This is a genomic window from Haloarcula sp. K1, from assembly GCF_001647155.1.
Lineage (GTDB): Archaea > Halobacteriota > Halobacteria > Halobacteriales > Haloarculaceae > Haloarcula > Haloarcula hispanica.
In genome coordinates, this window is the sequence record NZ_LRHL01000043.1 from 173,009 (window position 1) to 190,842 (window position 17,834).

Sequence of the window (17,834 nt, forward strand, 5' to 3'; positions counted from 1 at the left end):
GTCGTTTTACGTCGGTCGCTGTTGACAGGGATGACATGGGTTATCACCACCTCGCAGTCGACGATATCGAGCCGACACCGGACCGACCCAGTGTCCAGCGCTCCATCAGTGACGCGGCCGGCCTCGAAAACGCGGCCGTGAACGTCTACGAGGTCGCCCCCGGCGAGGACATCCCGCTCGCGTACCACTACCACGACGACCAGGAAGAGCTGTTCTACGTCCTCTCGGGCACGCTCGCCGTCGAGACGCCGGAGCAGACCTACGAGGTCAGCGAAGACGAGGTGTTCGTCGTCGAACCGGACAGCCCCCAGCGAGCGCACAACCCCGAATCGGCGGCCGAACCGGTGCGGACGATCGTCGTCGGCGCGCCCGCGGTGGACGACGTACATCCCTACGACCCCGAGTAAGCCGAGCGTCGCGGTCGCTCTGCGAGGGCTACTGGAGCGTAATAGCGTAGGTCAGTGCGAACAGCAGTATCGCGCCGGTCGCGACGTTGATAGCCGTGAGTTCCGCCGCGCCGATGACGCTCAGCCCCCAGACAATAGTGGCCGCAAACACCGTCGAGAGCACGACGTTCATCGCGATGAGTACCCGCGGGTCACCCTGCGACCCGCTCGCCCCCTCCTCGAACCCGTTCGCGTCGCTCATGCCCACGAACACGGACGGGACGCCCCTTAGCTCTTTGGCAGTGCCCGGCGAGTTCGACACGCTCTAGCCGGCGGCGGCCGAGTCGCGCAACTAAACACGCTCGGCGCCCAAGACGGGCGTATGAACGTTCAAAACCGTCATGGGGACCCGGTCGACCCGGTCCCGTTTCTCGTCTGCACCATGACGGCGGTGATGCTGCTGTTCTCCGTCGGCCCGCTGTATGGCCTCGCGTACGGGCTGCCAGTGTGGGCCGGCCTGACCGTTGCCACAGCCGGGACCGTCGCTGTCGCCGCCGTCGCGTATCACCGGCTTGTCTGGACTGCGCCGCCGCCCTCGGTACAGATAGCCCCGGAACTCCGATTTCAGCGGCTCATCTACATCGGTCTCGGCTTCGCTGTCTTGCTGGTCGGCGTCTCCGCCCCGCTGGCCCTGTGATTTACTACCCCGGTGTGTCTGTGGACTGGTATGCGCGAGGTCGAACGCTCTCGGTTCGTGATGGCGCGGCCGCCGGCTGTCCACCGCACGCTCTCGCCGGAGGCGGTCGTCGCGGCGGAGGGGACGTTTACCGTAACGGCCGTCGAAGAGACAGACACGGGCACGCTCGTCACCGCGGCCGGGCCGGGGATGTCGGTGCCGCTACGCTTCGAGTCCCGGGAGGACGGCCTCCGGTACACTGCCGAGGGCGAGGTCGGCCCGTTCGACCATCTGGAGACCCAAGTCATCGTTACACCGGAGGAAAACGGGTCCCGCCTCACGATGCGGTCGACCGTCTCGCTGAACCTGCCGCTGCCCTTCGCCGACCGCATCGCCGCCTGGAAGCGCGGCAACGAGCTGGAGCGGGCCATCGAAGACCTGGCGGCGGACGTGCCCGGGGCGTGAATCGGCTGCAAAAGCACTGAACGTCACGATTGTCGCTGGTCGTGAGACGACTGCACACAACCACGGTACGTTTAGTAGCCGTAATTTCAATATACGATCATGAGCATCCTCGACAGCGTCAAGGAGGCACTCACGTCAGAGTCGGACGCGAAGTCCCGCCCCGACGACGGGTCCAAGGGGGCGTACTGGTGTGACGACTGCAGCGTTCGCATCAGAGACGTCGAACTGGAGGGCGAACCGGTCTGTCCGGACTGTGGCGAGGAGATGCGCTTCGAGCGTGCGGCCGGTCGTGACTGCGCCTGCTAAGGGCTCCGGATAACCGTCTCATCCCCCTGTTCTGACGGGAACGGACCCGTGAGCGACTCGCTGTCCGTCCATTCCTCGTCCGTCACCAGCGCGTCGTCGAGCGCCGTCCGAAGGGCGTCCTCGTCGTAGTCCGTCCCGATGAACACCAGCTCCGTCCGGCGGTCGCCGTGTTCGTCGTGCCAGTCGAGTTCCGGCCGGTTCGAGCGGTACATCTCCCGCTCGACTTCGGGGAGGCTCGCAATCCAGGGTCCCTGTGCCTCGGCCCGTATCGAAGGGCCGGCCTGGCCGATGACGACGCGGCGCTCGGTGCCCGCCAGCCAGACGGTCCCCTTCGAGCGGGCGACACCCGACGGGAGGTCCCGCAACGCGTCGGCGAGGCGGTCGGGGTGGAACGGCCGGCGGCGGCGGTAGGTGAAGGAAGTGACGCCGTACACCTCCTCGGGATGGTGGTGGCTGTCGTGTCCGTGGCCGCTGTCGCCCTCGTGGGTATCGGCTTCGTGGCTGTGGCTGTCTTCGCCGTGGCTATGCCCGGCTTCGGCCAGCGCCCGCTTCCAGCCCGGCAGGTCGTTGATTTCGTGCTGGTCGAACAGCCCGCGGTCGAACAGCCGGTCGGGGTCGACCTGTGAGAAGGTCGTTCGGATAGTCTCGGCGTCTGGCTGGAGCGCCCGCACCAATTCTTCGGCCTCGTCGAGTTCCGCGTCGGAGCAGAGGTCGGCCTTGTTCAGGAGGACGACGTTCGACAGTTCGACCTGTTCGACCATGAGATCAGAGAGGGGGCGGTCGGCGTCGTCGGCCGCTGCGCCGTCGCCATCTCCGTCGGCGTTCGCTTCCACAGTACCGCGACGCGCCGGCGTCTCGCCGGCGAATGCGTCGAGGAACAGTCGGGTATCCAGCACGGTCACGAGCGTGTCGACGCGGTACAGCGCGGCCACGCGCGATTCGGTAGTGAACAGCCGCGCGACGGGGGCCGGCTCGGAGATGCCAGAGGACTCGACGACCAGCGCGTCGAAGTCCCGATTGTTCGCCAGCCGGACGATTGCCGTTTCGAGATCGTCCTGCAGTTCACAGCAGATACAGCCGTTCGAAAGCTCCGCGACGCCGTCGTCGACGTCCAGTTCCGACCCCTCCGCGATGAGTTCGGCGTCGACGTTGACGGTTCCCATGTCGTTGACGAGGACGGCGATGTCGCGGTCGCCGGCCTCGGTCAGCAGGTGGTTCAGCAGTGTCGTCTTCCCGGCCCCGAGGCTTCCGGAGAGAATCGTGACGGGAATGGTGTCGCGCATACCTCCCGTTGTCGGCCGGCTCCCTTCAAATCGCGCCTCGTTTCCGGTAGCTGAACACGACCGTCGTCCCGCTACGGCGCATGGGCGGTGGTGACGGGTAACTGCGACAGCTTTTACTCTGTGCCTCTCGCACACACGACCCACGATGGAACTGGCCGACCGAATCGAGCGCTTTCGCCGGACGCTGCGGGAGTGGGCCCGCGGCCTGTACCACGGCATGATAACGCACCCGGCCTACGAGAAAATCGAGAAGGAGGCCGAGGACATCGAGGACGCGTTCATGCTGGCCTGTTTCCCCGACGCCTTCGGCATCCCGTCGCCGGTGTCGTACTACACCGCCGAACTGCTGCCGTACCTCGAAGACACCTTCGAGGCCTGGGAGCGACGGCTGTGGGACCGGGGGTCCTACATCGAACGCAAGGGCCAGCAGTACCACTTCTGATGGAACCGTTCGTCTTCTTCGGCGGCAAGGGCGGGGTCGGCAAGACCACCGTCTCCTGTGCCTACGGCGTCAAATCCGCACGGTCGGGCCTCGACACGCTCGTCGTCTCGACGGACCCGGCCCACTCGGTGACCGACGTGTTCGACCAGCCCTTCAGCGACGACCCCGAGTCCGTCGAGGGCATCGACGGCCTCGACGCGATGGAGATCGATCCCGAAACCGAAACCCAGCGCCACCTCGACGGCATCCGTAACGACCTCTCCGAGCAGGTGTCGGCAGCGATGGTCAACGAAATCAACCAGCAGCTAGAGATGGCCCACCAGACGCCGGGGGCCTACGAGTCGGCGCTGTTCGACCGCTTCGTCGACGTGATGCGCAACGCCGACCCGTACGACCGGGTCGTCTTCGACACGTCGCCGACCGGCAGCACGCTCCGACTGCTCGGCCTGCCGGAGTTCCTCGAGGGGTGGATCGACCGGCTGATGCACAAACGCGAGAAGAGCATCGACCTCTTCGAGAAGGCCGCAATCGGCAGCAACGAGCCCCGGCGCGTGATGGACGGCGACCCGGTGCTTGCCCGCCTGCAGGACCGCAAGGAGTTCTTCGAGTTCGCCGGTGGCGCGCTTCAGGCCGACGCCGCCTTCTTCCTCGTGCTCAACCCCGACCAGCTCTCGGTTAACGAGACGCGGCGCGCAATCGTCGAGATGCGAGAGCGCGACCTCTCGGTTCGCGGCCTCGTCGCGAACAAACTCACGCCCGAACCGGAGCCCCACGAAGACGGCCGCGGGGCCCGGTATCTCCGGGACCGGGTCGCGACTGAAAGCGAGCGACTGCAGGAGGTCCGAGAGACGCTCGACCCGCCGCTGGTCGCGGAAATCACGACCCGCACGGCGGAGGTGAAAGGCGACCTGCTCGACGATGTCGCCGCCGAATTCGACGTCGAGACGGACGCCGAGGCACCGACGTTCGTCTGAGCTACCGGCCGCCGCTCATGTGCGGGCCGCGCATAACCGATAAGTAATCAGATATTAGATTTTTCGTTGATAGTCGAAGCCGTGTGACCGAGCGGGTTCTGACGGATTTGAGATATATAAGAAAAATATAATAACTATTAATAGCTTGATGTTGGTTACCATTCATGCACATACATGACACAGGTAATCTGGATCGTCCTGGCAGTACTGGTGACGTTCAGCGTGGGGTACCTGGGGTATTCGAAGTACCTCGCGCGGTTCCTCGAACTCGACAACGACAACGAGACACCGGCACACAAGTACGAAGACGGGCAGGAATACGTCCCGTCGAAGAAACCGGTGTTGCTGGGTCACCACTACTCCAGTATCGCAGGTGGGGCACCGATTGTCGGACCGATTACTGCGGGGGCCATCTGGGGGTGGGTTCCCGCACTACTGTGGATCGCTATCGGCAACCCACTGATGGGTAGCGTCCACGACTTCGTCTCGCTGTCGGGCTCGCTCCGACACGAGGGGAAGTCCATCGGCTACATCGTCGGTGAGTACGTCGGCGAGGGCGGGAAGAACATGCTGCTGTGGTTCGCGTTCCTGACGATTATCCTCGTCGTTGCAGTGTTCGCGCTGGTGGTCGGGATCGTGTTCAACGCCTACCCCGAGGTGGTGACGGCGTCGCTAGTCTACATTGCCCTCGCGCTGGCGTTCGGCGTGTACCTCTACCAGCTCAACGGGCCGTTCATCCCCGGAACAGTCCTGTTCGTCGCAGGCGTTTTCGCCGGCGTCTTCGCTGGGATTCAGTTCCCGATTGCCCTGTTCGAGCCGACGGCCGAACGGACCGCGGAGATGTCCGTCATCGTGTTGCTCGGCGGGAGCGGTTCCTGGGTGCCTGGCGCGAGCGCACTGGGCGGCAACACTGCGGCGTGGATACCGGTCATCATGGCCTACGCCGCCGTCGCCAGCGCGCTCCCGGTGTGGGTGTTGCTCCAGCCGCGTGACTACCTCTCCTCGTTCCTGCTGTACACCGGTGTCGGCGGCGCGCTGCTCGCCATTATCGTCGGGACCATCCTCGGCTCGTCGAGCCAGCCGCTGGTCATCGACAGCTCGCTGGGTGCCTTCAACGGCTTCTGGGGCGTCGAGGGTGCGGGTCTGTACCCGCTGTTCCCGCTGCTTTTCATTACCATCGCCTGTGGAACCATCAGCGGCTTCCACTCGCTGGTCTCCTCCGGGACGACGGCGAAGCAACTCGATAAGGAGACCGACGCCCGCCTGATCGGCTACGGCGGGATGCTCGGTGAGGGGCTGCTCGCGGCCGTCGCGCTGTCGACGCTCGCGGTCGCCGGCTTCCCCGACCCTGCGGGCGGTATTGGCGCGGCGCTGCCGAACTTCGCGACGGGTGGTGGCATCATCCTGACGAGCCTCGGCCTCCCACAGTCCTTCGGCGCGCCGTTCATGGCGCTCGTTCTCGTGAGCTTCCTGCTTACGTCTACTGACACGGCTGTCCGGCTCGGCCGCTACATGATGGAAGAGATCGTCGGTCTGCCGGCCGGCCAGACATCGACTGGCCTCGACGTGGGCGGTGGCATCCGTTCGACGCTGGGCGAACTCGGCCGCGGTCGGTACACGAACCCGATCATCCAGTGTGGCCTCGCGTACGTGATGGTCATCTCCGGCCAGTGGGTCGTCCTGTGGGCGCTGTTCGGCGGTGCGAACCAGCTGCTGGCCGCGCTCGCACTGCTGACCGCGACGGTCTGGCTGGCTAACTGGGACAAGAGCAAACAGCTGTACTCCACGGGCGTACCGATGGCCGTCATGGTGGCGATAACCGTGCTCGGCCTCGGCTGGCTCGCGTTCTACCAGAACATCTACCAGACGATTATCGTGGGCGGTGCGAGCGGTGTGCAACTGTTCGCAACGATTATCCAGACGCTTCTGGCACTGACCCTCATCGGCCTCGCTCTGGCGCTGGTCAAGAAGGGGTACGACAACATCAGCACCGTCCGCGAGAGCTACGGCGGCGGTGCCGTCGAACCGAGCGACGACTGACGCAACCGATCTCTTCTCCGTTTTTTCGGCGCTGACAGCGACTGCTACCCGAGCGTCATTTCCAGAACCGCTTGGCGAGCCGCGAGAGAACTCCTTCCTCGGGCTGGGTCACGTCCTCCCAGAGGACGAACGCCTCGACCACATCGGCGGCCTCGCCGGCGACGGCTTCCTGCTCGTCCGGAACGACGACGCCAAGGTTGACCTCGTAGTGGCCGTAGTAGCCGTATTTCAACAGCGTGCGCTCGCGCTGGCCATCGACGAACGACCGGACTTCCTCGGGCAGTTCGTCGGCGACGAGGACGAACGTGAAGTCGGTGCGGTAGTGCTCCTCGTTCGGCGTGACCCGTTTGTCGGCCAGGTCGTGGCCGAGTTCGACCAGCCGCTTCAGTTCGCCGACCGTCGGCCGGTCGACGCGGCGGGCGTAGAGGAACTCCTCTGATTCGTGGTCGCCGTAGGACAGCGCCGGGTGGAAGAACTGTTTCTGATTGAGGATCCGCATCTCGCCGTAGAGGTCCCAGCGCTCGCCGCGGAGCCGGTGGTCCCGCTCCAGCGTGTAGTTGTACATCAGGCGGTCGCTCACCCGGTCGAAGTACGGGTCGTCCGTCCAGTGTGGGACCTCCTCGATGATTTCGTCGGGCAGCTCCGATTTCGGGACCGCCCCAGTGACGGGGTCCTCCCAGTCGTCCGCACCGTAATTCGGGGGCCCTTTGACTGACCCGGACTCGGAGTCTTCGCTCATCGTATCGAGTCGCGTGGGCATTCAGTTCGCACCGGTCCCATGCCGCGGTAGCTCATACCATGCCGATACCGTGTCGGAGTCTTAAGCGCGTCGGTCAGTCGACGGTCGTTCACGGGCCGTACACGACCGCCGCGGCAGGTTTTTTACGCTGGCTTCCGAAATAATCACTAACAATCATGGCGAAAGACACCGAGGCCTGCGGCCGCTGCTCGATGACCGTCGTCGTCGACGCTGTCGACGAAACTGCGGACGAACAGCCCCACGACCCCTTCGGCGACGACCGCATCGAAGTCGACCAGCGGGACATCGAGCGCGTCTCGCCCGAGGCCTGGATGGGCCGGCTCTCGACCAGGGTGAACGAGGCCGTGAGTCGCTACGTCTGGGGTCGCTGACCGGGTCAGAGGAGTGCGTCGATAATCCAGAAGAGGCCGTAGCTCAGCCCGAACGCCAGCGCGAGCGACCCGATCCAGGCCAGCACTGTCTTGCCCATCTTCTCACGACTGACTTCGCCGCCGCCGGCGGCCGCGCCGGAGCCGACGATGGCGGAGACGATGATCTCGTTGAACGACACTGGAATGCCGAAGAAGACGGCCGCCTGCGCGATGATGAAACTCGGAATCAACGCGCCGATGGAGCGTCGCGGGCCGAGCGAGGAGTAGTCCTGTGCCAGCGCTTTGATCATCCGCGGCGCGCCCGTCCAGGACCCGATGAGGAGGCCGAGTCCGCCGAACAGCAGGACCCCGGTGATGGGAATGGCCGCCGTCGGCCCCTCGCCGAGCAGGGGGACCAGCGGCCCCAGCGCCAGGCCGACCTGGCTCCCGCCGGCGGAGAAGGCCACCAGCCCACCCATCACCAGCAAGAAGTGCCGCTGCCCGGCGGCTGCGTCCGCTCTGATGTCCAGGTACAGCAGTCCCCCGGCAAGCACCCCGGCAAGGAGCGATACGACGACCATCGACGGAAATATTGGCGTCCCAGCCGCTCGTGCGACGGCGCGGGCGACCGACGCCTGCCCGCTGCCCGGCGCGAGGAGCACGAACTCGATGTTCGCCAGAATCACACCGACCAGCCCGCCCAGCAGCGGTACGAGCCGTTCCTCGGTCGTGGCCTCGTGTCGGAGCGACCACGCCGTCCCGAAGGCGATGCCGCCGCCGACGAAGGGCGTCAGGACCCACAGCGAGACGATTTCGAGGTACTTGGCCGTCGCCGGCTGGCCGCCCATCGCCAGTCCGACGCCGACCACCGCACCGGTGACGGTGAACGCCGTCGCGATGGGGTACCCAGTGAAAATCCCGATGGCGACCAGCACCGCCGCGGTGATGAGGGCGACGATGGCGGCGATAGCCGAGAGGCCGCCGCCGCTCGGGAACAGAACGAGTTCGCTCCCGACAGCCTCCGTGACGTTGGCCCCCTGCAGGACCGCGCCGGCCAGCCCGAGGATGCCGACGAAAAACCCGGCCCGCATCACCGAAATCGCGTTCGCTCCGACGGCCGGCGCGAACGGAGTGGACCCGGACGACCCGGCACCGATAGCCCAGGCCATGAACAGACTCGCGGCTGACGCGACAACAAGCGTCGCAATCGTACTCGTCGCGACCATCTGTCACGGCGTTTGCCCCGGCCTGCAATGAGCCTACCGTTCGCGCGCCTTCGCGAGGCCGACTGCCGACACCGACGCGGTCGTCACGGGCAAACGTTCAGGTGCCAGCGCGTGGTTCGGTCCCGTATGTCCGCCACTGAAGAGACTGTTCGCGTCTGGCTGGTCGAACGAACCTACTCCGACGACGAACAGAACCTCATCATCCTCACGTACGCGACGCCCGACGGCGAACAGTACTTCCGCAAGGAGCGCGCTTTGACCTCGTTTTCAGATGTGCGGGAGACGACGGCCGCCGTCGACGCCGACCCGGACAACCTCGGCTCCGTCGAGGACGAGGACCTTCGGGCGCAGTACGCGGCCGAAGCGACGCGGATGGCCGAGAAACACGACCCCGACGACGCTATCTGACCGTCTGTGTGGCCACGCTTGCGCTTCGTTCGTTTTCGCCTCTCGGACCCAAAACCGGTGCCGCTCGCCCGGCGGCGAGCTCAGTTCGTCTTCGCATCGGTCTCCTCGCCCGGCTCTGTCGCATCCACACCTTCGGCAGCCTCCACAGCTTCGGTGACCTTCTCGGTGTCGACGTGCCAGCGGTCGACGGCCTGCTCGAAGTCGGCGAGCTTGTTGGAGACGCGCATCTTCAGGTCGTCGTCGTTGACGTTGACCTCGAAGACGTACTCGGGGCGGTCGCCGTCGCCGACGCGGCGGAGGTTCGCGCTGATGAGGTCGTTGTCGAAGTAGTAGGGCGCGATCTGTGTCATCACGTTGCGGTAGACGGTGTCCTCGACCTTCCGCAGGGCCTTCCGGCTGGCGGAGTCGGCCGCGCGGGCCACGTAGTCGACGGACTCGCTCCATCGCTCCATCGCCTCGTCCGGTTCGTCGAGGTTTTCGTAGGACTCGCTGAGCTTTTCCCCGGCGGTCTGGAGGTCCTCATCGGGGCCTTTCCCCGCTTGCTCTCCTTTGCCTTCGTTGACGCTCGCCTGGTCGGCGGTTTTCTCGTTGACGTCCTCGTCCAGTCGCTCGTGGCTTTTCGGTCGCCACTCGTCGAACTCACTGAGGGCGTCGTTGTCGACATCCTCGTCCGAAGCGATGTCTTTCAGCGCCTGCGTGATGCGCTCGCCGTGCTCGACGATGTCGACCCAGCCGCCCTTCGTCTTGAATCCTGAAACGCTCTCTTCGATGTCTGCCATGGTATAATAGATCGGTCTATGACAGCCGCGGGACCTGCTGCAGTGGGCTGTCCATCTGTACACAGCGGATTGCTGCTCAGTAGGGTTAAACGTTTCCGCCATGGCGGTAGACATGATACTTACCCGCCCTACTCCTCCCCAGCCCTCGACATCGGCACGCAGACGGCGTGCTGCCACTGCATAGCGACCCGCCCGCTCGGCCCGCTTCGCTCAACACCGAACGGCTGCTTATAAGGATTGCACGCGAATGGTAGTTTGATGTCATCCGCACTATTCGTCGTAAGCGAACACGGGTACTGGGGCGAAGAATGTATCGAGCCGCTGACAACACTCTCGGACGCCGGTCTGGATATCACGGTGGCGACACCGACCGGCGAGCCGCCAGTGCTTGACGAGCGCTCCGTCGACCCGGAAGAAGTCGGCGAGGACCTCTCAGAGCACGTTCGGGAGGTCCACGAGACCGATGAGCGCCTGAACAACCCGATTCCGCTGGCCCAGGCTGACGCCGAGGACTACGACACCGTCGTGTTCCCCGGCGGCCACGGCGCGGAGTGGGATATCACGCAGGACGTCCACGCCCGCGAACTGCTGCGCGAGAGCGTCGCCGGCGACGACGGCAAGGCGCTCGTCGTCTGTCACACGGTCGGGATTCTGGCGTTCACCAGAAACGCTGACGGCGAGTTCCTCGCCGACGGCCGCTCGGTCACCGGCTTCCCGAACGCCTGGGAGGAAGGCATCGTCGACGAGAACGACCTGCTCCCCGACGGCCGGAAGCTCCCGTACTGGGTCGAAGACGAAGTGAAGGCTGTCGGCGCTGACTGGGACGCCGAACTCGACGCCGACACCAGCGTCACGGTCGACGGCGACCTCATCACGGCTCGTGGCCCGCCGTCGTCGGCTGCGGCCGCCCGGACGCTCCTCGACGAACTCGGTATCGAGACGTCCGCGTAACGGGGTCCGGAACGTCAGCTACTGACACACGTCAAAGAATCCGAATTTCTCCGAACAAAGGACATCTCGCCCGGTCGAGTTATCCCGTCCGGTCGTCGTCCCCGAGAATACGTTGTCATACGGTATCGCACGATATAGTCAAATAACGACTGTGTACTAGCTAACCTTCTTGAAGGCCCCGTGCAACGTAGACATACGTATGACTAACAACTCCACGCGCAGGCGGTTCCTCAAGACAGCAGGCGTTGCAGGTGTCGCAGCACTCGCCGGTTGTGGCGGCGACGGTGGCGACGGCGGGTCGACCGAAGGCGATGGCGAGATGACTGACGGCGACGGTGGGACGACTGAGGGCGACGACATGACCGAAGGCGACGGCGGTGACACGGAGACACGCCTCTCGTGGCACGCCGGTGGGACCGGTGGGACCTACTTCCCGCTCTCGAACGAGTTCAAGACGGTCGTCGAGGACAACACGGACTTCACGCTGAACGTCCAGTCGACCGGTGCAAGCGTCGAAAACGTCGGCAGCCTCGCCAACGGCGACGCCGACTTCGCGCTCATCCAGAACGATATCGCCTCGTTCGCAAAGAACGGCACTGGCATCGATGCGTTCCAGGACAACGCCATCGAGAACCTCCGCGGCGTTGCGACCCTGTACCCCGAAACGATCACAGTCGTCACCCTCGCGGACACGGGCATCACGCAGCTCTCCGACCTCGAAGGCGCGACCATCAACACCGGCGACCTCGGGAGCGGGACCCAGGTCAACGCGCTCCAGATTCTGGAGTCTGTCGGCATCTCTGACTTCACCGAGCAGAACGCCTCGTTCTCCCAGGCCGCCGACCAGCTCCGGAACGGCGACATCGACGCCGCGTTCGTCGTCGGTGGCTGGCCGGTCGGCGCTATCGAGGACCTCGCGAACACAAACGACCTCGTCATTGTCCCGATCTCCGGCGACAACCGCGACGCGGCCAAGGAAGACGCCTCGTGGTTCGCTAACGACACTATCCCTGCCGGCACCTACACCGGCGTCGACGAGGCTGTCGAAACAATCGCTGTGCAGGCGATGATTGCGACGAACGCCGAACAGCCCGAATCGACGGTTGAATCCGTCACCGCGGCTATCTTCGACAACGTCGACGACCTCTCGATCAAGACGGACTTCATCAGCAAGGACTCCGCACAGGACGGGATGTCCATCGAACTCCACCCCGGTGCGGCGACCTACTTCGACGCGTAACGCCGACTGACGCCATCCGTATCGTTCACTACCCGTCTTCTACTACCCAGCAACCGGAATGAGACGACGATACGTCGCCACCGCGGTGCTCGTTTCCCTCCTCCTCATCGGGACTGTAGCGGCGCTACCCGGCGGCCGTGCACTGGTCGTTGCGGACGCCGAGACCGGCGAACAGTATCTTACGGTCCCAGTCGAGGACGGAACGACTGTCGCGCTGGAATACATGCATAGCGTCGAAAAAACGCGTGTCTACGACGAGTACACGGTCCGTGGCGACCATCTCGAAATGACCCGCATGGAGTTCGAATCGTTCGGCTGGGGGCTCCCGAGCGGGGCCAACGTCACCCGCGAAGACGGGGTGTACGTCTTCGACCCACCGGGCAACTACACGCGTGTGACAGTCTCTCCCGGTGATGTTGCAGGGCATAAACTTCACGTCGGAGCCGAAACCTACGATTTGGTAGCCCGCACCAACGGCCGCTCGGTCCATCTCTACGTGACTCAGCGTTCGGCGTTCGGTGCTGCGAAAGACCAGCTCAACACATGACTGACGACACACGACCTGACGACGGCGGGGAGGCCGTATCGGACGAGGAAGTCGACGAAGTACTGCAGGAGATTGAGCGAAAACGCTCGCTCAGGGGCTGGGCGCTCGTCCTCGTCGCGCTCATCGGTATCTCCTTTTCGGTGTTTCAGATGTGGCTCGCGGCGAAAGGGTTCGTCCTCTCGCTCTCGCTTCCGGGTGTTGTCGGCGACCCGGACCAAGCCACCGAGGTCGTGTTCGCGTCGCTGCAACTGCTCCAGATAAACGCCGTCCACGTCTCCTTCGGCCTCATTCTGACGTTCCTGCTCTATCCCGGCAGCACCGGCGACGGTCCGCTCTCCCGGCGCTGTATCGCGCTCGGGTCGCTGGTCGACGAGAAACTCGGCGCGGAGCATCCGGTATCTCGTGTCGTCCACGCTATCGGCGATGCGCTCGCCTGGGCGTTTCTGGACGCCGAAATGGACCGCGTGACGCCCTCTGATTTCGTCTTCATCGCGCTGTCGGTGCTGTCGGCCGCGTACTTCGTTACTGACTTCGACGAGATTCAGCGGATGCGTGCGCTGGGACTTGAACGCGGCCGACCGATTCAGGAAGTGTTCACCTTCCTAGAGCCGATGGCGGGGCTTCTCGGGCCGCTCGCCGATACCTCCTACGCGTTCGTGCTCGGCGCGGTCGGCGTCCTGCTCGTCCTCGAAGCGACCCGCCGGGCCATCAGCCTCTGGCTGATGGTCATCGTCGCGGCGTTCATAGTCTACGCCCGCTTTGGCGTCCTCATTCCACAGGACGCCGCCTACGTCGGCGTGCTCTCCATCCCGGAACTGTCCTGGCCGTCTATCATCCAGAACCTCTGGTACAACACGGAAAACGGGGTGTTCGGGATTCCGGTCACCGTCTCTGTGCAGTTCATCTACATCTTCATCCTCTTTGGCGCGTTCCTCGAGATGTCCGGCGCGGGGAAGTGGTTCATCGACCTCGCGTACGGCGCAACGGGGACACGAAAGGGCGGCCCGGCGAAGGCATCCATTCTCGCCAGCGGATTTATGGGAACCATCTCCGGGTCTTCGATTGCGAACACGGTGACGACCGGTGCGTTCACGATTCCGCTGATGAAGCGGTCGGGCTACTCGCCGGAGTTCTCCGGCGGCGTGGAGGCCTCTGCCTCCTCGGGCGGCCAGATTCTCCCTCCGGTGATGGGGGCCGCCGCGTTCCTCATCGTCCAGTACACGGCGACGCCGTTCGCCGACGTCATCGTCGTCGCGACGATTCCCGCCATCGTCTTCTTCTTCGGGGTCTGGGTGATGGTCCACTTCGAGGCGGTCAAGGAGGACATCGGTGGCCTCGACTCTTCGGAACTGGTGAACATCCGTAGCCACCTCCGGAGCGGATGGTTCTACCTCGTCCCGCTCGTTCTTTTGCTGTACTACCTCATCATCGAGCGGCTGTCTGTCGCCCGCTCGGCGTGGTTTACGCTCATCGCAATCGGAGCCCTCATCGCACTTGTGGCGGCCTACAGCGATGAGACGCGGGCCCGACTCGGCATTACACTTGCGTCCCTCTTCGGGCTGACGACGCTCACGCAGTACTTCACTGGGCAAGGCATTTTCGGATACCTGTTCAATCGGTTCGTACAGGCCACTACGGCATTCCCGCCGCTGTTCAACCGCATCGATGGCCTCGTCGCGGCAGACCTGGCAGCGGAAGGGGCGCTTGCACTGCCCGGCCCACAACCGCTTGGTGCCGCGTTTTCCGCGGCGCTCGGCAATGTCGGCACGTTGATCATCCTCGCCGGCGTCCTGACGCTGATTACCCGGCCCAGACTCGACTCGCCGCTGCTGTCGTTCGACAATGCCGTCGACGATGCCGCCGAAACGACGTCCGATGCTATCGGCCGTCCAGAGTTGGCTTCGAACGGACTGTACAAGCTCGGTGTTTTCCTCGGGAAATCTATGGAGAGCGGGGCCAGAACCGCCGTTCCAGTCGTTATCGCCGTCGCCGCTGCCGGCATCATCCCGGGTGTCATCAGCGTCTCCGGCCTCGGTCCGAACCTCGTCTCGCTCATCACGGCTGTCGCCGGCGGGTCGCTCGTCTTGCTGTTGCTCGTCACCGCGTTCTCGTCGATTATCCTCGGGATGGGGATGCCGACGACGGTGACCTACATCATCCTCGTCTCTCTGCTCGCGCCGGCGCTGACCGAGTTCGGCGTTCCGCTGCTCGCGGCGCATCTGTTTATCCTCTACTTCGGCGTCATCGCCGACATCACGCCGCCGGTCGCGGTGGCCGCCTACGCTGCCTCGGGCGTCGCGAAGTCCGATGCCTTCGAGACCGGTATCGAGGCGTTCTCGCTGTCGCTCAACAAGGCCATCGTCCCGTTCGCGTTCATCGTCACGCCGGGCATCATCCTGTTGCGGCGCAACCCTGACGCTGCCACCCTCGACATCGGGGACAAATACCGGGTCGTCGGGACCGCGGACCTCCTCGATGTCGGCTACGCGATCCCCGAGATTCTCATCCCCGTGATCGGCGTCTTCCTCGGCGTCGTCGCACTGGCCGCGACAGTCATCGGGTTCGCGTACGCGCCGGTCTCCCGTGGCGAGCGGGCAGCGTTCGCGTTCAGTTCGCTCCTGTTGATGGCTCCTGCGCTCGCTGTGTCCGGGGTGTACGACCTCCTCGGACTCGTCGGCATCGCCGGCGGCGAGATGACGGTCCTGCTCGACGTTGTACTCCGCGGCGTCGGCCTCGCCCTGTTCCTCTTCCTCATGGCGAAGAACCGCCAGCGCGGCGGTGACCCTGCGGTACGGTCCGGCACGGCTGAGCCGGCGTGAGTGAGAACCGTTTAACCCATCGGGGGTCAACGGGCACGATATGCCAATCGAACAGCGCGGCGACGCCTCCGTCGTCACGCACGCGCTGGCGCGAGATGAACTGACACGGATACGAAACGTCGAGACCGAACAGGTCGCGTTCCGGAAGGGACTGGTCCGTCTCGGCCGCATCTGTGGCTACGAGATCATCGACGGTCGGATGGAGACCGAGTACACGGAGGTCCAGACGCCGCTGACTACGATGATGGGCGAACGCGTCAAGGGACTCGATGACGTGGTCATCGTCAACGTCCTTCGTGCGGCGACGCCGTTCGTCGAGGGACTGCTCAAGGCGTTCCCCCGCGCCAGGCAGGGCGTCATTTCTGCCAGCCGCGACGAGGAAGCCGGGATGAACGACGACGGCGAGTTCCCCATCTCGGTCGACTACGTCAAACTGCCCGAAATCACCGAGGATGACACCGTCATCATCGCGGACCCGATGCTTGCGACCGGGTCGACGATGACGACGGTGCTCGACTACATCACCTCAGAGAAGACCGAACCGGAGAACCTGCTCGTTCTGGCTGCGGTTTCCGCGCCGGAGGGTATCGTCCGCGTCTCGGAGTCCCAGTCGGACGCAGACATCATCAGCGTCGCTATCGACGACGAACTCGACGAGGACGGGTTCATCGTTCCGGGACTCGGCGACGCCGGTGACCGGGCTTTCCGGACGACGTAAGCGGTCGCGGCCCGCTCGACCTATCGGTTGAGGGACGAAACGTTTTTATCTGTGGCCCGAATCAGCCGATGATGTCGCGATTTTCCGTCTGTACCCAGCTGCTGTACCCCCTTCCTTCACATGGAAACCGACAGACGGCAGCGTAATTTTGGTCCAGTTGAAACGAGAGTGACGGCCGTGAACCGCCCCGCGGTGACCGGGCGTGGCTCCTGTCGGACGGTACTGGACCGGGAGGCTTTCGTACTGACGGCACGGCAACCCCGTATGGTTCGACGACGATACCGCGTTGCGGACACTGCCCAGCAGCTCGTCGGGGGGTTCCTGCTCGCGGGGCCGTTCGTCGTGACTGAGGAGGTGTGGGTGCTGGCCGAGAATATGTCCTGGTATCACGCGGTAGTCGTCGTCGGTATCGTGTTCGCTATCGGCTACGGGGCGCTGTACAAGGCCGACGCCGGCCGAGACATCGACACCGAGGCGGAGGTGGCCGGTATTCCAGTCCGGTTCGTCTCGCTGATGATTGTAGCGTTCGGTTCGGTCGCCATCCTCGCGACAGCTTTGACCGCCCCGGACACGTTTCTCGTCGACGGCGGGATTCTGGCGGACCCGACGCCGATGGCCGTCACTCTGACGACCCTGAAGGCGATCATCGTCGGTGCGATTTTCAGCGTCGTCGGGGCTGCGACGGCGGACAGCGTGTTCTGACCGCGACCCGCACACTTAATTGGGTGCCACTCTCCTTGATGTGCATATGGAGTATACGCTGGCTATCGACAACGCACCGGAAACCGTTCCGGGTGGCACAGGGGTACTGCTCCTGCATCCGAGTACCGGCGAGACGGACCGACTCGACACGGATTTCCTCGCAACCGACACGGATTCGATGCTCGTCATCTCGACCCGGACCACCGCCCGAGAGGTCAAGCAGAAACTGGAGTACTACGAGGTTGACGAGTCGAAGGCGACCATCCTCGACACGCTGTCGGTCGAACGCGGCTATACCCGTCGCCGCTCCGAGGGGGTTCGGTACGTTTCTGCCCCGGACGACCTGTCCGGCATCGTCTCGGAGACCGAGACGTTCTTGCAGGAACACGACGGGAAACTCCGCGTAACGTTCGACTCCCTGACGGAACTCATCTACTACGCCGACGAGGACGGCGCGCTCTCGGCCGTCGAAGACATCCTCGACCTGCTTGCGGAGTACGACGCTGTCGGGATGTTCCACCTCGCCGACGAGGTCCACGACGAGGAGACGGTCGCGGCGTTCCGGGAACTCTTCGACGGTGTCATCGAACTGTCCGAGGACGGAACCATTACCAGTTCCTTCGAGGAGTAACCGGACACGCGCTCCTGAATCCGCCGCTCCTTCGATGAAATTGTGGCAGCCGGCCGACACTACTTCGCCCATCGAACACCCCGATGGCGTCCCTCCCTCTCGAATGAAACGGTGTTTTCACCCGGCAGCGA

The 17,834-nt window shown here is 64.4% G+C and carries 21 protein-coding genes; 16 read left to right on the forward strand and 5 right to left on the reverse strand.

Annotated features, from left to right (window positions below; genetic code table 11):
- Positions 1–35 precede the first annotated feature (35 nt).
- Positions 36–407, forward strand: coding sequence for a cupin domain-containing protein (locus AV929_RS14310; protein WP_050037234.1), 372 nt, complete (start codon positions 36–38; stop codon positions 405–407).
- A gap of 28 nt (positions 408–435) precedes the next feature.
- On the opposite strand, the gene AV929_RS14315 is transcribed toward AV929_RS14310, so the two are convergent.
- A complete protein-coding gene (locus tag AV929_RS14315) occupies positions 436–648 on the reverse strand; it encodes a hypothetical protein (RefSeq protein ID WP_050037233.1) in 213 nt (70 codons plus the stop codon).
- Between the two features lie 120 nt (positions 649–768).
- On the opposite strand from AV929_RS14315, the gene AV929_RS14320 reads away from it, so the two are divergent.
- The 3 genes from AV929_RS14320 (at position 769) to AV929_RS14330 (ending at position 1,833) form a co-directional block, all read left to right on the forward strand.
- The gene (locus tag AV929_RS14320) at positions 769–1,083 is read left to right on the forward strand and encodes a hypothetical protein (protein WP_050007754.1); all 315 of its coding nucleotides are present in this window, start codon (positions 769–771) and stop codon (positions 1,081–1,083) included.
- A gap of 30 nt (positions 1,084–1,113) precedes the next feature.
- Entirely contained in the window at positions 1,114–1,527 is a 414-nt protein-coding gene (locus AV929_RS14325; RefSeq protein ID WP_050007750.1) for a polyketide cyclase, read from the forward strand.
- A 99-nt stretch (positions 1,528–1,626) separates the two neighbouring features.
- The gene (locus AV929_RS14330) at positions 1,627–1,833 is read left to right on the forward strand and encodes a hypothetical protein (protein WP_014041623.1); all 207 of its coding nucleotides are present in this window, start codon (positions 1,627–1,629) and stop codon (positions 1,831–1,833) included.
- Here AV929_RS14330 and AV929_RS14335 read toward each other — a convergent pair.
- Positions 1,830–3,116, reverse strand: a complete 1,287-nt coding sequence (locus tag AV929_RS14335; protein WP_064288582.1) for a GTP-binding protein — start codon at positions 3,114–3,116, stop codon at positions 1,830–1,832. The genes AV929_RS14330 and AV929_RS14335 overlap by 4 nt on opposite strands.
- A 145-nt stretch (positions 3,117–3,261) precedes the next feature.
- Here AV929_RS14335 and AV929_RS14340 point away from each other — a divergent pair, with 145 nt between their 5' ends.
- The 3 genes from AV929_RS14340 (at position 3,262) to AV929_RS14350 (ending at position 6,572) form a co-directional block, all read left to right on the forward strand.
- Positions 3,262–3,558, forward strand: a complete 297-nt coding sequence (locus AV929_RS14340) for a hypothetical protein (RefSeq protein ID WP_004959670.1) — start codon at positions 3,262–3,264, stop codon at positions 3,556–3,558.
- The gene (locus AV929_RS14345) at positions 3,558–4,532 is read left to right on the forward strand and encodes a TRC40/GET3/ArsA family transport-energizing ATPase (protein WP_064288583.1); all 975 of its coding nucleotides are present in this window, start codon (positions 3,558–3,560) and stop codon (positions 4,530–4,532) included. The genes AV929_RS14340 and AV929_RS14345 overlap by 1 nt, the downstream gene beginning before the upstream one ends.
- A 174-nt stretch (positions 4,533–4,706) precedes the next feature.
- Positions 4,707–6,572, forward strand: coding sequence for a carbon starvation protein A (locus AV929_RS14350; RefSeq protein ID WP_064288584.1), 1,866 nt, complete (start codon positions 4,707–4,709; stop codon positions 6,570–6,572).
- Between the two features lie 55 nt (positions 6,573–6,627).
- Here AV929_RS14350 and AV929_RS14355 read toward each other — a convergent pair whose 3' ends face one another.
- Entirely contained in the window at positions 6,628–7,311 is a 684-nt protein-coding gene (locus AV929_RS14355) for a hypothetical protein (protein ID WP_064288925.1), read from the reverse strand.
- 176 nt (positions 7,312–7,487) lie between these two features.
- Between AV929_RS14355 and AV929_RS14360 the strand changes: the two genes are divergently transcribed.
- Positions 7,488–7,703, forward strand: coding sequence for a hypothetical protein (locus AV929_RS14360; RefSeq protein WP_050007752.1), 216 nt, complete (start codon positions 7,488–7,490; stop codon positions 7,701–7,703).
- A gap of 5 nt (positions 7,704–7,708) precedes the next feature.
- Here the strand turns inward: AV929_RS14360 and AV929_RS14365 are convergent, their stop codons facing one another.
- Positions 7,709–8,908 (reverse strand): inorganic phosphate transporter, encoded by a 1,200-nt coding sequence (locus AV929_RS14365; protein WP_050037228.1) that lies wholly within the window; start codon positions 8,906–8,908, stop codon positions 7,709–7,711.
- 126 nt (positions 8,909–9,034) lie between these two features.
- Between AV929_RS14365 and AV929_RS14370 the strand changes: the two genes are divergently transcribed.
- Positions 9,035–9,316: a hypothetical protein gene (locus AV929_RS14370; protein ID WP_014041616.1), complete on the forward strand. Its 282-nt coding sequence runs from the start codon at positions 9,035–9,037 to the stop codon at positions 9,314–9,316.
- An 80-nt stretch (positions 9,317–9,396) separates the two neighbouring features.
- Here AV929_RS14370 and AV929_RS14375 read toward each other — a convergent pair whose 3' ends face one another.
- Positions 9,397–10,095: a DUF5828 family protein gene (locus AV929_RS14375; protein WP_064288585.1), complete on the reverse strand. Its 699-nt coding sequence runs from the start codon at positions 10,093–10,095 to the stop codon at positions 9,397–9,399.
- A 258-nt stretch (positions 10,096–10,353) separates the two neighbouring features.
- Here AV929_RS14375 and AV929_RS14380 point away from each other — a divergent pair, with 258 nt between their 5' ends.
- The 7 genes from AV929_RS14380 (at position 10,354) to AV929_RS14410 (ending at position 17,703) form a co-directional block, all read left to right on the forward strand.
- Entirely contained in the window at positions 10,354–11,046 is a 693-nt protein-coding gene (locus AV929_RS14380; protein WP_014041614.1) for a type 1 glutamine amidotransferase domain-containing protein, read from the forward strand.
- Positions 11,047–11,245: 199 nt separating this feature from the next.
- On the forward strand, positions 11,246–12,286 hold the full coding sequence (locus AV929_RS14385; RefSeq protein ID WP_064288586.1) for a TAXI family TRAP transporter solute-binding subunit: 1,041 nt from the start codon (positions 11,246–11,248) through the stop codon (positions 12,284–12,286).
- Between the two features lie 58 nt (positions 12,287–12,344).
- Positions 12,345–12,833: a DUF1850 domain-containing protein gene (locus AV929_RS14390; RefSeq protein ID WP_023843457.1), complete on the forward strand. Its 489-nt coding sequence runs from the start codon at positions 12,345–12,347 to the stop codon at positions 12,831–12,833.
- Positions 12,830–15,652, forward strand: coding sequence for a TRAP transporter fused permease subunit (locus AV929_RS14395; protein ID WP_064288587.1), 2,823 nt, complete (start codon positions 12,830–12,832; stop codon positions 15,650–15,652). The genes AV929_RS14390 and AV929_RS14395 overlap by 4 nt, the downstream gene beginning before the upstream one ends.
- Before the next feature lie 40 nt (positions 15,653–15,692).
- A complete protein-coding gene (gene upp / locus AV929_RS14400) occupies positions 15,693–16,370 on the forward strand; it encodes a uracil phosphoribosyltransferase (RefSeq protein ID WP_014041610.1) in 678 nt (225 codons plus the stop codon).
- Between the two features lie 264 nt (positions 16,371–16,634).
- Entirely contained in the window at positions 16,635–17,072 is a 438-nt protein-coding gene (locus AV929_RS14405; protein WP_014041609.1) for a DUF2391 family protein, read from the forward strand.
- A gap of 46 nt (positions 17,073–17,118) precedes the next feature.
- Complete coding sequence (locus AV929_RS14410) at positions 17,119–17,703, forward strand: hypothetical protein (RefSeq protein WP_008307296.1); 585 nt, start codon at positions 17,119–17,121, stop codon at positions 17,701–17,703.
- Positions 17,704–17,834 lie beyond the last annotated feature (131 nt).

Coding starts and splice junctions, on each gene's coding strand:
- AV929_RS14365 (WP_050037228.1), bottom strand. CDS start 8,908: ATGGTCGCGACGAGTACGATTGCGACGCTTGTTGTCGCGTCAGCCGCG.
- AV929_RS14335 (WP_064288582.1), bottom strand. CDS start 3,116: ATGCGCGACACCATTCCCGTCACGATTCTCTCCGGAAGCCTCGGGGCC.
- AV929_RS14320 (WP_050007754.1), top strand. CDS start 769: ATGAACGTTCAAAACCGTCATGGGGACCCGGTCGACCCGGTCCCGTTT.
- AV929_RS14385 (WP_064288586.1), top strand. CDS start 11,246: ATGACTAACAACTCCACGCGCAGGCGGTTCCTCAAGACAGCAGGCGTT.
- AV929_RS14395 (WP_064288587.1), top strand. CDS start 12,830: ATGACTGACGACACACGACCTGACGACGGCGGGGAGGCCGTATCGGAC.
- AV929_RS14340 (WP_004959670.1), top strand. CDS start 3,262: ATGGAACTGGCCGACCGAATCGAGCGCTTTCGCCGGACGCTGCGGGAG.
- upp (WP_014041610.1), top strand. CDS start 15,693: ATGCCAATCGAACAGCGCGGCGACGCCTCCGTCGTCACGCACGCGCTG.
- AV929_RS14390 (WP_023843457.1), top strand. CDS start 12,345: ATGAGACGACGATACGTCGCCACCGCGGTGCTCGTTTCCCTCCTCCTC.
- AV929_RS14375 (WP_064288585.1), bottom strand. CDS start 10,095: ATGGCAGACATCGAAGAGAGCGTTTCAGGATTCAAGACGAAGGGCGGC.
- AV929_RS14405 (WP_014041609.1), top strand. CDS start 16,635: ATGGTTCGACGACGATACCGCGTTGCGGACACTGCCCAGCAGCTCGTC.
- AV929_RS14360 (WP_050007752.1), top strand. CDS start 7,488: ATGGCGAAAGACACCGAGGCCTGCGGCCGCTGCTCGATGACCGTCGTC.
- AV929_RS14410 (WP_008307296.1), top strand. CDS start 17,119: ATGGAGTATACGCTGGCTATCGACAACGCACCGGAAACCGTTCCGGGT.
- AV929_RS14345 (WP_064288583.1), top strand. CDS start 3,558: ATGGAACCGTTCGTCTTCTTCGGCGGCAAGGGCGGGGTCGGCAAGACC.
- AV929_RS14370 (WP_014041616.1), top strand. CDS start 9,035: ATGTCCGCCACTGAAGAGACTGTTCGCGTCTGGCTGGTCGAACGAACC.
- AV929_RS14350 (WP_064288584.1), top strand. CDS start 4,707: ATGACACAGGTAATCTGGATCGTCCTGGCAGTACTGGTGACGTTCAGC.
- AV929_RS14315 (WP_050037233.1), bottom strand. CDS start 648: ATGAGCGACGCGAACGGGTTCGAGGAGGGGGCGAGCGGGTCGCAGGGT.
- AV929_RS14355 (WP_064288925.1), bottom strand. CDS start 7,311: ATGAGCGAAGACTCCGAGTCCGGGTCAGTCAAAGGGCCCCCGAATTAC.
- AV929_RS14380 (WP_014041614.1), top strand. CDS start 10,354: ATGTCATCCGCACTATTCGTCGTAAGCGAACACGGGTACTGGGGCGAA.
- AV929_RS14330 (WP_014041623.1), top strand. CDS start 1,627: ATGAGCATCCTCGACAGCGTCAAGGAGGCACTCACGTCAGAGTCGGAC.
- AV929_RS14325 (WP_050007750.1), top strand. CDS start 1,114: ATGCGCGAGGTCGAACGCTCTCGGTTCGTGATGGCGCGGCCGCCGGCT.
- AV929_RS14310 (WP_050037234.1), top strand. CDS start 36: ATGGGTTATCACCACCTCGCAGTCGACGATATCGAGCCGACACCGGAC.